Below are 12,437 nucleotides of genomic sequence, written 5' to 3'. Positions count from 1 at the left end.
GACGATACCCTCCATATGTCTATAAAGTTATCGGTAATAGTTACGGTCTTCAATGAAGAAGAAAATGTAGTGCCATTGATCCAAAAAATCAAAACGGCCCTAAAAGATGTTGAGTACGAATTGATCTATGTTGATGATGGATCTACGGATCGGACTTTGAAAACATTACGAAAGGAGCTGTATAAGCGGCTTGTGATTGTAGAGTTTAGGCGCAACTATGGCCAAAGTGCAGCCTTGATGGCAGGTATTGATGTGGCACAAGGCGAGTTTATTGCTACGATGGACGGTGACTTGCAAAATGACCCCGATGATTTGCCGAAGATGTTGGCTATGGCCGAAGCCGAGGAGTTAGATATGGTAGCAGGTGAGCGCGCTAACCGGCAGGATGGAATGTTCTTGCGTAAAATTCCCAGCTGGATCGCTAACTACATTATCCGTACTTCTTCTGGTGTACATTTACGTGATTATGGCTGTGCTATTAGGGTCATGCGTGCCGAAGTTGCCAAAGATTTAGGCTTGTACGGAGAGTTACACCGCTTTATTCCTGTACTGGTGAGTTTAGAAACTTCAAGGATACAGCAAATCCCGGTCAAGCACCACGCTCGGCAGTTTGGAGAGAGTAAGTATGGTTTAGGCCGAACCTTCAAAGTCGTCAGCGATTTACTTTTGATGCTTTTCTTTAAGCGTTACCTCGCCCGGCCAATGCACTTGTTTGGGAATTCAGGTATTATTATGTTTTTAGTAGGCGTATTGATCAACCTCTATCTTTTGGGCCTCAAAGTTATGGGCCAGGATATTTGGGGCAAACCCTTGATGATCTTGGGCTTGATCCTGCTTTTGGGCGGAATTCAATTCATTACCATTGGCATTGTGGTAGAAATCCAGGTACGTACTTATTATGAGTCGCAGGGGAAGCGGCCATACAGTATTCGGCAGATTTTCCGGGCGTAGTGATTGTATAACTTCACTATACAAGGAAGGTGTGTAGATTATTTATTTCCTCATCTCTAAAACTTTAGCATGCTATACCGTAGTTGTAGGCCATAAAAAAATCCCAAATGCAAGGAGATGATATCAAGAGAATTTCAAGGCTGACTGCAATTCTGACTCAATTGCAAACAAAAGGAAGATTGACGGCTACAAGTCTTTCTGAAAAATTTGGTGTCAGCAAACGAACTATTTACAGAGATTTAAAAACATTGGAGCGAGCAGGTGTACCTATTTTTACCGAAAAGGAGAAAGGGTACACCTTGATGGACGGTTATAACATACCACCGGTAATGTTTACCGAAAAACAAGCAAACGCCTTAATACTAGCAGAACAGTTGGTATTGAAAAATAAGGATGCCTCATTTGTCAAGGATTATTCGGAGGCAATTGATAAAATAAAATCAATTCTAAGATATAAGGTCAAAGACAAAGCAAATCTACTTGCTAATAGAACTCAATATAACCAAGTCATAAATCAAGAAAGGAATAGTAGTAGTTTGTCGGATTTGCAAAATGCGCTTACCAATTATAAGCTTGTCAGGATAGAATATATTAATAAGGAGGAAACGGTAACGAACAGATTGATAGAGCCGTTTGCACTATTAAGTACCGAAAATTGGTATTTGGTTGCAATGTGTCGTTTACGTAAGGAATTTCGGTTTTTTCGATTAGACCGAATTCAAAAAATAGAAATTCTATCAGAAGAATTTGAACCTCACAATATGACTTTACAAGAGTATTTCGACCAATACCATTAATCTTCGCAGACAAGTGACATAGGGTTGTCACTCGTCAGGTATAAGTTTGCAGTATTAATTAATCTTTATGATAAGTAAAATGGCAAACGTATTAAACCCAATACCTGATGTAACCGATTTTCCCAAGCCAACCTTGATTGCAGTCAATGATGTACAACTAGAGGTCTTTGAAGCAGGTCGAGAGAATGAAGGAAACCCTATTATACTCTGTCATGGTTTTCCTGAGCATGCTTTCTCTTGGCGTCATCAAGTACCAGCTCTTGCTGCGGCGGGATTCCACGTCATTGTTCCTAATCAACGTGGTTATGGTAACTCATCCCGTCCGACCGAAGTAACCGGTTACGACATTGAACACTTGACAGGAGACCTCGTAGCACTTCTCGATCACTACGGATACGAAGATGCTATTTTTGTCGGTCATGATTGGGGAGCAAATGTTGTTTGGAGACTGGCACAGTTACATCCCAAACGGGTAAGTAAAGTGATAAACTTGGCTTTACCCTATCAAGAGCGTGGAGAAAGACCATGGATTGAGTTAATGGAAGCAATATTTGGCGGAGACTTTTATTTTGTTCACTTCAATAGACAGCCGGGAGTCGCAGATGCTGTATTGGCTGAAAACACATCCCAGTTCCTTCGTAACCTGTTCCGCAAGAACGTACCACCTGCGCCGCCTGAACCAGGGATGTTGATGATTAACCTTGCAAGAGCAGCAAAACCATTTGGTGACCCGATAATGAGCGAGCGCGAACTTTCTGTTTTCGTTTCTGCCTTCGAATCATCAGGCTTTACAGGTGCTATAAATTGGTACAGAAACCTTAACCGAAACTGGCACTTACTTGCGGAGGTAAACCCAATCATTCAACACCCCACACTCATGATTTATGGCGAACGGGATATGATTCCGAAGTTTGAAAATTTACCAGCGTTCGTACCTAATGTGGAAGTGACCAGCCTGGATTGTGGTCATTGTATTCAACAAGAAATGCCAGAAGAAACAAACCAATCGATTTTAAAATGGCTAGAACAACAGGTATGATCTGAAACTTCCTTCGGTCGCGTTCTGCATATCATTCTACGATACCAAGTAGGTGAGGTTTGCCTAAACGTTTCTTGCTTTTAGAAACACAAAAAGGCAAGCCTCACTATTATACCCGTTACTAAATGGTTTGGGAACGGTTTACATATTCCTCCTATACTGCCCACCCACCTGATAAAGTGCGTGTGTAATTTGGCCTAAGGAACAGAACTTGGTAGCTTCCAGTAATTCATCGAAGAGGTTTTCGTTAGCAACTGCTGCGTCTTGGAGACGTTTCAATGCGGCGGCACCTTCTTGCTTGCTCGCGCTTTTGAGGCGCTCTAAGGTGGCAATCTGTTGTTCCTTTTCTTCTGTAGTGGCCCTGATGACTTCACCGGGAGTAATGGTGGGTGAGCCTTCTTTGCTCAGGAAGGTATTGACGCCAATGATGGGCAGTTCGCCGGTATGCTTCAACATCTCGTAGTGCATACTTTCTTCCTGGATCTTATTCCGCTGGTACATGGTCTCCATTGCGCCCAGTACGCCGCCCCGTTCTGTGATGCGATCAAACTCCATCAGCACCGCCTCTTCTACCAAGTCTGTCAATTCTTCAATGATGAAACTGCCTTGGAGCGGGTTCTCGTTTTTGGACAAACCCAGCTCGTGATTGATAATCATCTGTATGGCTACTGCCCGGCGCACACTATTCTCTGTAGGAGTAGTGATAGCCTCATCGTAGGCATTGGTATGAAGGCTGTTACAGTTGTCGTAAATGGCATACAGTGCCTGAAGCGTTGTACGGATATCGTTGAAGTCAATTTCCTGTGCGTGTAAGCTGCGCCCGCTGGTTTGAATGTGGTACTTCAGCTTCTGACTCCGATCATTGGCGTTGTATTTCTGCTTCATGGCTTTCGCCCAAATACGGCGTGCCACTCGGCCAATAACGGCGTATTCTGCATCAACACCATTGCTAAAGAAGAACGATAAGTTAGGTGCAAAATCGTCGATATTCATCCCTCGCGAAAGGTAGTATTCCACGAAAGTAAAGCCATTGGACAAGGTGAAGGCAAGCTGCGAAATCGGATTGGCCCCTGCTTCTGCGATATGATAACCGGAGATAGAAACAGAGTAGAAATTGCGCACGCCATGCTCAATAAAAGAAGCTTGAACGTCGCCCATCAGTTTGAGTGAAAACTCGGTACTGAAGATACAAGTATTCTGCGCCTGATCCTCCTTGAGAATGTCAGCTTGAACAGTACCACGTACGGAACGGAGTGCTTTTGCACGCAGCTCAGCGTATACTTTTGGATCGAGTACCTGGTCACCAGTAAGGCCCAAGAGCATCAAGCCCAAGCCATTATTCCCTTCCGGCAAATCGCCGTAATAAACCGGGCGATCTAGTCCCTGGTCATCATAGAGTTCTTTGAACTTAGCTTCTACCTGATCTTCAAGACCGTGCTCTTTGATATACAATTCGCATTGTTGATCGACGGCTGCATTCATAAAGAAGGCACAAATGGTAGCCGCTGGCCCGTTGATGGTCATGGATACCGAAGTACGCGGATCACAAAGGTCAAAACCGGAGTAGAGCTTCTTGGCATCATCGAGGCAGCAGACGCTTACGCCGGAGTTGCCCACTTTGCCGTAAATATCGGGTCGATAATCGGGATCTTCGCCGTAAAGCGTCACGGAGTCAAAAGCGGTAGACAAGCGCGCGGCCGGCATTCCAGAAGAAAGGTAATGGAAGCGCTTGTTGGTACGTTCGGGGCCTCCCTCACCGGCAAACATACGGGTAGGGTCTTCGCCTTTTCGCTTAAATGGGAATACACCAGCAGCGTAGGGAAACTCGCCGGGCACATTTTCTTGGAGGCTCCACTGAAGGATGTCTCCCCAGGAGCGGTATTTCGGTAAACTTACCCGAGGAACCTTGGTGTTGGAAAGCGTTTTGGTAAAGGTCGGTACTTTGATATCGCGGCCCCTCACCTGATAGACGTATTCGTCGGCGGTGTAGCGTTGCACTTTAGCCTCCCACTCTTCGAGCAAATGCCAATTGTGACCGTCGAGGTCGCGTTTGATTTCTTCCTGAAGATTTTCCAAATCTTCTGTGCGATGCTGGTCGTTTTTGGCTGCCGATCGAAGGGTGTCAATCGTTTGCTGGATGCTGTAAAGGCGATCTGCAATGTCTGCCTGATCCTGGGCCCATTGGTTGTAGGTGCGGATGCTCTCTGATATTTCAGATAGGTAACGAACGCGTGCAGGTGGGATGATAAATATCTTTTCACTTTCACCCAAGACACTTCCACTGCTGGCTGCTGCCAGGCTGGTTTCGCACCGCTCATCTACTTTGGCAAGTAGAGCTTGGTACAAAGAATTGACACCAGGATCATTAAATTGACTGGCGATTGCGCCGTAAACGGGCATTCCTTCCAGTTGCTGATCCCAAAGCTGGTGATTGCGCTGGTATTGTTTTTTGACGGAACGGAGAGCGTCGAGGGCTCCTCGCTTATCGAATTTATTTACGGCAATGATGTCCGCAAAATCCAGCATGTCGATTTTTTCCAGTTGGGTGGCTGCGCCGAATTCAGGCGTCATCACATAAAGGGAAACATCAGAGTGGTCGATGATTTCCGTATCCGATTGGCCAATGCCTGAAGTTTCTAGAATGACGAGGTCATAGCCTGCCACCTTGAGGATGTCTACTGCAGACTGCACATGGGCCGAAAGTGCCAGATTGCTCTGGCGGGTCGCTAATGAGCGCATATACACACGGTCTCCCGCGATGGCGGGGCTCACGGCGTTCATCCGTATGCGGTCACCAAGGAGAGCACCGCCGGTACGCCGCTTAGACGGGTCGACGGAAATAATGCCCAAGGTCTTTTCCGGAAAATCACGTAAAAACCGACGAATGAGCTCGTCAACAAGGCTTGATTTTCCAGCGCCGCCTGTACCTGTAATACCAAGTACGGGTGTTTTTATAGTAGCAGCTTTTTCCTGTACGTCCTTTAGCCAGGTAGCATTTTCTTTCGGGTAGTTTTCCGCAGCGGTGATCAAGCGGGCCACAGCGGTAGCTTTGCGCGAGGTGAATTCTTTTACTTCGCCATTAAGTTGCTCGCCGAGGGGGTAGTCTGCTTTGCTTAAAACATCGTTGATCATGCCCTGCAAGCCGAGGGTGCGGCCATCGTCTGGTGCGTAGATGCGATCGATGCCGTAAGCGTGTAACTCTTCGATCTCGGAAGGTAGGATGGTTCCGCCACCGCCACCAACAATCTTGATATGACCAGCACCACGTTCTTTCAGCAAGTCGTGCATGTACTTGAAAAACTCGGTATGCCCACCCTGGTAAGAGGTGATAGCAATCGCCTGCGCATCTTCTTGAATGGCGGTCTCTACAATATCTTGCACGGAGCGATTGTGGCCCAAGTGGATGATCTCGGCACCGCTGGATTGCATAATGCGGCGCATGATATTAATGGCTGCATCATGGCCATCGAAAAGGCTGGCGGCGGTGACAATGCGAATTTTGTGCTGCGGTTGGTAGGGAGCTACTTGCTGCATCAGTTGCGGTATTGGTTAGGACAGTCTAATACTTGCTCAACAATTAGTAGACTTGTTCTGTTGAGGCAAATCGTCAGGAAAATTGATGCTTTATCGACGACGCGAAACCTTTTTTAGGAGCCTAGCCTTAGCTAAGCGACTCAAAAAAGGTACAGCGTTGGAAGATAAGGCGCGATTTAACTCCGATTTGATCTCTATAGAACAAGTCTGATTTAAGCAAGGGTTCTAATTTGGTGGCGCAAAGATAGGTATTTAAGGCTATTTCCGTTCTACTTGAATAGGATCAAAGGTGAGGTGCCCAAAATACTAAGGCTATCATAGCAATACCTCCGATCATCAATAGACTTAATCCAATAAGTGCCCCTACTCCGAACCGTTTTATGCGCAAGCTAGAATGTTGTTTGGCATAAAAATAGGCTTCAAGAATAAGCAAAGGGACGAGCGAATGACCAAAACTGAGGAAAATGTCAAACGGGCCATTGAGATTGCCATTAGTACCAGGCGCGGTAAAGCCTGTTATTAAAATCCAGATGCCATAGCCCAGGCGGAAAAACCATACGCCGCTCACCATCAAGAATGCCCGGATCGCCCATTTTTTGTGCGCAATAAAGTCTCTTTGCATAGCCGTTCGCCAAGCCAAGGTAGAGAACGTAATAATTAAAGCAGCGTTGAGGGTATTTCCTAATAATCCCGTAATACCACCATGAGCACCTCTGGTATAAATCATGTACAAACCAGCAAAAGTGACCACAAAAGCAGTGAGGTAAAATATGCGGCCATTCCAGCGGTGGAACAAAGGGAAGTGCTTTCTGATGGCGGCAGAAAACTGAAGAGGTCCGCCAAAAGTAACAACTACAGCCAGTGCTAAATGTACACCTAGCATCAAGTTGCCCATACTATCGCCTTTGATGATACCGTGCCCTAATGCTTCATTAACTTTTTCGTACTCACCACTTACGGCAATGCCACCGTAAAAGGCGACAATGTAATAGACAAACATCCATTGGCCGATAACGGCGATGGCAAATAGGACTTGACTGAGCTTTTTAAGGCGCTTGTTCGCTTTCGTTAATTGGCCTGCTTGCTGTGCTGCTTGAAGATCGGAAACCATTTTGTTGACTTTTGAGGGTTTTCAAAAGCCAAGATTAAATGCTTTAGGCGCGTACTGCAAAGAGGATACACCAAATGGAGGAATGTGTCTGCAAGGAAGCGTTTTTTATCTGCCAGTTTATCCCTTGATTCTTGCTAGAAAAGCCTCTTTATAAGTGGCTGAAATTGGAATCCGTTGATCAGCAATTAAGATTCGACCTCGTTCAATGGTATCAATTTTGGCAATGGCTATCATATAGGACTTATGGACGCGGGCAATAAGATGGGCGGGTAGCATTTGTTCCAGCTCACCGAAATTTTGTAGGGTCATTATTTTTTTGTCCACACAATGAATTCTGCGATAATCCCGCATCCCTTCGATGTATAAAATGTTTCCTACCAGGATTTTTTCAAGACGGTTCTCTGTTTTTACGAAAATGAATTCAATAGCTGTTTTGGGGGTGCGATTAGCCAGGTTTTCCTGGGCTTTATTGACGGCTTGTAGGAAGCGTTGAAAAGTAAACGGCTTCAATAGGTAATCGGTTACATTGAGTTCGAAACCTTTGAGGGCGTACTGCTGGTAAGCGGTGGTGATGATAACCTGACTGGAGATAGCAGTACTTTCCAATAACTCTATTCCTGATAGCTCGTCCATGTTGATATCAAGAAAAAGAATGTCGACGGTGTGAGTCTGCAGGTAGCTCAGGCCAGCGAGCGCATCTTCAAATGTTTGATCTAATTGCAGGAAGGGGACTTTCTCTACATATCCCTTGGTTCGCTCCATCGCCAAAGGTTCGTCTTCTATGATGATACATTTATACAGCTGCATGCAAGAGCTTTAGTTCTACGGTGTAATTCCCACCTTGCTGGTCAATGTGAAGGCGGTGTTTTTTAGGATAGAGCAATTTTAAGCGTTTTTCAATAAGGCCATTTCCCAATCCGTTCTGACCATTCGAGGGAGCGTTCTGTGCGGTAAATTTATTTTGGCAACGAAATAAAATAGCATCTTTCTCTATCTGAACCTTTATAGTCACCGCTTCCTTTGTCTTTTTGTTTCCGGTATGCTTGAAAGCATTTTCAATAAAAGGAATAAAGATCATGGGAGCGACCTTCCTATTGGCGGGTGTACCCTCGACTTGGTAATTTACGTAATTGCTATTTGCGGTTCTGATTTGTTGCAGTTGAACATATTTCTCAATGTATGCCAATTCTTGCGCGAGCGGAATGGTTTCTGCTTTGGTTTCGTACAGCATGAAGCGCATCATGTCTGATAGCTTAATCAGGTAGTTGGAGGCCAATTCCGGATCTTTCGCAATCAGTACATCAATATTGTTAATGGTATTGAAAAGAAAATGTGGGTCGAGTTGTGCCTTGACCAGTGCCAACTCCATTTGATGATTCTTTTCTACTAACTCTTCTTTTAGTTTCAGCTCATCAAACCAAGTTATAAACCCTTTGATAACGAGTGCTATAATCCCAAAAACAAGCGCTATTGCAAACATAAAACCCAAAGCGTAAGGCAAGCCTTGTTGAATACAACCTAGCGCTACGGAGGAAGTAAGGGCGACAAAAAGTACGCCTATCGCTACTGCTCCCACTGCAATCAATAGCCCTCCAGTAACGGCCTGGAGTACTTTTTGCTTTTGTAGGTAGTGATTAAAAAGATGATAGAAGCAAGCGTAGAAAGAAACGACTGCAGGGACGATTGCTCCTCCTGTGACAAAAGAAAAATAATAGCGGCCATCCCCCGCTTCGAACTCCTCTCCCTGGGTTCCAAGGAAAAACACGATCAGCACCAGTACCAGATACCCAAGCCAAAACCCTAAATGGAGTAATGTGTAAATTGATCTCTTCATTGTTTTTCAAAAGTAAGGCTTTTGGAGGAAGTGCAACTAATATTCTGTCAGCCACCCTACGAACGCTGATTCCTTAAAGCATATTAATGTTAGATTCTTTATTTTTAAGAGGTAACTGCTTAAAAACCTTTCTCTTATGCGCTCTATAACTACATTTTTACTATGCTTTGTCCTGCCGTTTCTTGCCATGAGCCAGGATATTATTCCTTCCTCGGGTAGCGACCATATCCAGCAAAATTTTTCTGAACAACCTTGTCCGTTTGATACGACCGAATTGGTGGTTTTGCCAACGGAGTGGTCGGTCTACCAAACATTAGAAGGTACCTGGGATGGTACATTGGATAGCTCTCGCTGCCTCAGTTTTCGGGAAATGGATGGCGACTGGATCCTAGATCTGGAGACCTTGGATTCTACACTGCCGCTCTTCTTTCGCTACAAAATGGAGAATCAGGAAACCCAGCTTCCCACCAATGGGATGTATCGGAGTGTTGGCAACTACTGGACGGATGCACAGGTAATCCTTGCGGACACCTGTGCTGATGAATTGTGCTCTGGTTTACTGGCTATTTATACGGTACCATTTTCAGCAGACAGTACCGTCCAGCGAGTTGTACGGGAACTGGCGGGGGCTTATAAAGAAGTCAGTGGCTGTTGGCCAACAGAGAACCTGGATAGTATCTACTTACAGGAATACATTATGAAGTTTTCTTTTGAGGAAGAGGACCTCTCTGGTTTAACCTTTAAGCCACGGCAGTTTTTTTCGGACCCCATATATCAAGGCCCATGGGGCGGCTACGGGCAGGTCTGGGCTTTTGTGTTTTATGAATACATGGCTATAGGTGAAACCACTTATAGAGGTTATTTACGTGAGACTGTATTTCCTGATGATGAGTATTACGACTATTATTATGTTCAGCAAGATGGACTTGGTTTTCCTAGCTTTGACCATTATACCTACGTAGAGGCCATTCCTGATTTTGAAGCAGATACGGTTCTGGATTTAACTATTTACTTCGAGTCAGAAGATGAGCTCACTTTTCAGCCTTTCACGGGTGTTCGGGGGAGTTTAGTTGATGGTTCTGATACGCTACGGCATAACCTGACGCTGGATTATGCGATCCCTAATCTATGTCAGGTCTTTTTTGCGGATTTGATCGTTCCCGACAATACGACTTATCTGATGGGGAGCGGTGCCTTTGAATTTGCTAATAAACGGTCGTGTCTTATGTTTCAAACAGGGGGTACCTTGGCAATAAAAGAGGAGGCTGTTTTTGATTATGGACGTTCAGGTATCGGCGTCTTGGGCCTTGCCCGTGATGGGCATTTAGACTTGAAGCAAAACAGCACAATGACCATTGACAGTAAAGTGATGTTGGTAGCCTATACCGGTAGCGAACGAGAGCAAGCTTACGCACACCTGGCACCGGGGAGTACACTACGCTTTGGCCCCAACGCCAACCTATCTCGCACGCTGGGAAACAACATGTACCTCAATGTTTACATGAATGGCGGCACACTTGATGACAGTGAGTTGAGTAAGGAGGAACGGCAGCTTATTCGGCGTATTTATCCTCAGGTGGCTTTGCCTGTGGCAGGAAAAGCTACGGTAGCACCCAACCCTAGCTCCGGTGAAATCATGCTGGTAATGCCGGAAAGTGAATTAAGCGGCGATTGGCCTTATCAGGTGTTCAACGAATTGGGCCAGCTGGTTGCTAGTGGCGAACTAGAGGCACTGGTAGAAGGTCGCTACCGTATACGCCCAAGTGCAACAATGACGAGTGGATTGTACCGAATATTGGTACAAACAAATGATGGGCCGGTGGTTGCGAATTGGGTGTATGAGAAGTAAAGCCTTTACTAGTTTATAGTTTTCGGAGAGCAGGTAAAGCCTATGGAAATCGTCAGGCTGTACTATGATTGAGAGGTGGATTTTAGTTTTTTTAAAAAAAAGCGGGTACAAGAGGGAAGGAAAATTGATAAGAAATGTCTAATGTGTCGATACAAATAAATTAACCATTTGTTCTGAACAGGAATATAAAACACATTGTCATGAGAAATATGTCCTTTGTCCTTTTATTGGCGCTTTTCAGTATTAGCTGTAATGCGCAACAAACACGGCATGAAAAACAAAGCATCTCTGAGGGTTATCAAATTGGAGATAAAGCCGAAGATTTCCAATTAAAGAACGTAGATGGTAAGATGCAATCTCTATCTATGATCGAAAATGCGAATGGATACATTGTTGTATTTACCAGTAATGAATGTCCTTTTGCAAAAGCGTATGAAGATCGTCTCATAGCGCTACACAATGAAATGGCTCCAAAAGGATATCCAGTCATTGCAATAAATTCTAATGACGGAGCCGAAGGAGGTGGGAATACTTTTCAGGATATGATCACGAGGCACCAAGAGAAGGGATTTCCATTCGTTTATCTAAAAGATGAAAAACAGGCCATTTACCCGAAATATGGAGCGACCAAAACGCCACATGTTTTCTTGTTAGACAAGGATTTGATCGTCAGGTATATTGGTGCTATCGACGATAATTCTAACTCTCCGGAAGATGTAGAAGAAAGATATGTTGCTCAGGCTATTGCTGCATTGGAAGCAGGAAAGTCTCCTGACCCTGCTACTACAAAAGCAATAGGTTGCCCTATTTCAAAATCAGGAGAAGGTGGATCAAGACGAGGTCCTAAAGGGCCTCCCAGCCCTGAGAAAATCATTGAGATGATGGACACTAATAATGATCAGCAAGTAAGTAAAGCAGAAGTACAAGGTCCGTTAGCAAGAGATTTTGACAGATTGGATGTAAATAATGATGGGATGCTCAGCAAAGAAGAGTTGTCAAAATTATCAAGGTCAAATTAATGTTTGAAAAGCAGTTCGCAAAATTCCCCAACAAGCTCTAAACTTGACTTTCGGCAAAGTGTCGAAAGTCGTAAAGAGATGCGTGGACGATGGCATCGCCACTTTGAGTAGAAGGTAGAGGGACTTTAATACCCCTAGTAGAAATGTCTTGTAAATTTTCCAACACCGGGTTTTTAACTGAAGTTGGGAATTAATGTTTAAACGATCTACTGTCCCTATACCTTCTACCCTGAGGGCTGCGAAGCAGCCTGCATCCTTTCTACGGACTTTTGCCGACGTCGAAGGCATACCTATGGCAAAGTC

The 12,437-nt window shown here is 44.8% G+C and carries 9 protein-coding genes; 5 read left to right on the top strand and 4 right to left on the bottom strand.

Annotation, left to right across the window (positions count from 1 at the left end; all coding sequences use genetic code 11):
* Positions 1 to 15 precede the first annotated feature (15 nt).
* The 3 genes from A3EU_RS0115915 (at position 16) to A3EU_RS0115905 (ending at position 2,787) form a co-directional block, all read left to right on the top strand.
* Positions 16 to 951 carry a glycosyltransferase family 2 protein gene (locus tag A3EU_RS0115915; RefSeq protein ID WP_020537182.1) on the top strand — a complete coding sequence of 312 codons (936 nt, stop codon included), beginning with the start codon at positions 16 to 18 and terminating at the stop codon, positions 949 to 951.
* 107 nt (positions 952 to 1,058) lie between these two features.
* Entirely contained in the window at positions 1,059 to 1,748 is a 690-nt protein-coding gene (locus A3EU_RS0115910) for a helix-turn-helix transcriptional regulator (RefSeq protein ID WP_020537181.1), read from the top strand.
* A gap of 79 nt (positions 1,749 to 1,827) precedes the next feature.
* The gene (locus A3EU_RS0115905) at positions 1,828 to 2,787 is read left to right on the top strand and encodes an alpha/beta fold hydrolase (protein WP_026211426.1); all 960 of its coding nucleotides are present in this window, start codon (positions 1,828 to 1,830) and stop codon (positions 2,785 to 2,787) included.
* 141 nt (positions 2,788 to 2,928) lie between these two features.
* Here the strand turns inward: A3EU_RS0115905 and A3EU_RS0115900 are convergent, their stop codons facing one another.
* The 4 genes from A3EU_RS0115900 to A3EU_RS0115885 all read right to left on the bottom strand — a co-directional run bounded on the left by A3EU_RS0115900 (position 2,929) and on the right by A3EU_RS0115885 (position 9,266).
* Positions 2,929 to 6,321, bottom strand: a complete 3,393-nt coding sequence (locus tag A3EU_RS0115900) for a methylmalonyl-CoA mutase family protein (RefSeq protein ID WP_020537179.1) — start codon at positions 6,319 to 6,321, stop codon at positions 2,929 to 2,931.
* A 283-nt stretch (positions 6,322 to 6,604) separates the two neighbouring features.
* Positions 6,605 to 7,432, bottom strand: coding sequence for a DUF2306 domain-containing protein (locus A3EU_RS30705; RefSeq protein WP_020537178.1), 828 nt, complete (start codon positions 7,430 to 7,432; stop codon positions 6,605 to 6,607).
* Between the two features lie 117 nt (positions 7,433 to 7,549).
* A complete protein-coding gene (locus A3EU_RS0115890; protein WP_020537177.1) occupies positions 7,550 to 8,239 on the bottom strand; it encodes a LytR/AlgR family response regulator transcription factor in 690 nt (229 codons plus the stop codon).
* Entirely contained in the window at positions 8,226 to 9,266 is a 1,041-nt protein-coding gene (locus A3EU_RS0115885) for a sensor histidine kinase (protein WP_020537176.1), read from the bottom strand. Before A3EU_RS0115885 ends, A3EU_RS0115890 begins: the two co-directional genes overlap by 14 nt.
* Positions 9,267 to 9,402: 136 nt before the next feature.
* On the opposite strand from A3EU_RS0115885, the gene A3EU_RS0115880 reads away from it, so the two are divergent.
* Positions 9,403 to 11,115 carry a hypothetical protein gene (locus tag A3EU_RS0115880; protein ID WP_020537175.1) on the top strand — a complete coding sequence of 571 codons (1,713 nt, stop codon included), beginning with the start codon at positions 9,403 to 9,405 and terminating at the stop codon, positions 11,113 to 11,115.
* 200 nt (positions 11,116 to 11,315) lie between these two features.
* Positions 11,316 to 12,134 carry a thioredoxin family protein gene (locus A3EU_RS30700; protein WP_020537174.1) on the top strand — a complete coding sequence of 273 codons (819 nt, stop codon included), beginning with the start codon at positions 11,316 to 11,318 and terminating at the stop codon, positions 12,132 to 12,134.
* The last annotated feature ends 303 nt before the right edge of the window (positions 12,135 to 12,437 follow it).

Source organism: Lewinella cohaerens DSM 23179 (assembly GCF_000379805.1).
In the GTDB taxonomy this organism is placed as follows: Bacteria; Bacteroidota; Bacteroidia; order Chitinophagales; family Saprospiraceae; genus Lewinella; species Lewinella cohaerens.
This window is presented reverse-complemented; position numbering and strand designations above follow the sequence as displayed.

What these genes read in the sequence shown, in the direction of transcription:
- A3EU_RS0115890 (WP_020537177.1), bottom strand. Translation starts at nt 8,239, where the DNA reads ATGCAGCTGTATAAATGTATCATCATAGAAGACGAACCTTTGGCGATG.
- A3EU_RS30700 (WP_020537174.1), top strand. Translation starts at nt 11,316, where the DNA reads ATGAGAAATATGTCCTTTGTCCTTTTATTGGCGCTTTTCAGTATTAGC.
- A3EU_RS0115885 (WP_020537176.1), bottom strand. Translation starts at nt 9,266, where the DNA reads ATGAAGAGATCAATTTACACATTACTCCATTTAGGGTTTTGGCTTGGG.
- A3EU_RS0115900 (WP_020537179.1), bottom strand. Translation starts at nt 6,321, where the DNA reads ATGCAGCAAGTAGCTCCCTACCAACCGCAGCACAAAATTCGCATTGTC.
- A3EU_RS30705 (WP_020537178.1), bottom strand. Translation starts at nt 7,432, where the DNA reads ATGGTTTCCGATCTTCAAGCAGCACAGCAAGCAGGCCAATTAACGAAA.
- A3EU_RS0115910 (WP_020537181.1), top strand. Translation starts at nt 1,059, where the DNA reads ATGCAAGGAGATGATATCAAGAGAATTTCAAGGCTGACTGCAATTCTG.
- A3EU_RS0115880 (WP_020537175.1), top strand. Translation starts at nt 9,403, where the DNA reads ATGCGCTCTATAACTACATTTTTACTATGCTTTGTCCTGCCGTTTCTT.
- A3EU_RS0115915 (WP_020537182.1), top strand. Translation starts at nt 16, where the DNA reads ATGTCTATAAAGTTATCGGTAATAGTTACGGTCTTCAATGAAGAAGAA.
- A3EU_RS0115905 (WP_026211426.1), top strand. Translation starts at nt 1,828, where the DNA reads ATGGCAAACGTATTAAACCCAATACCTGATGTAACCGATTTTCCCAAG.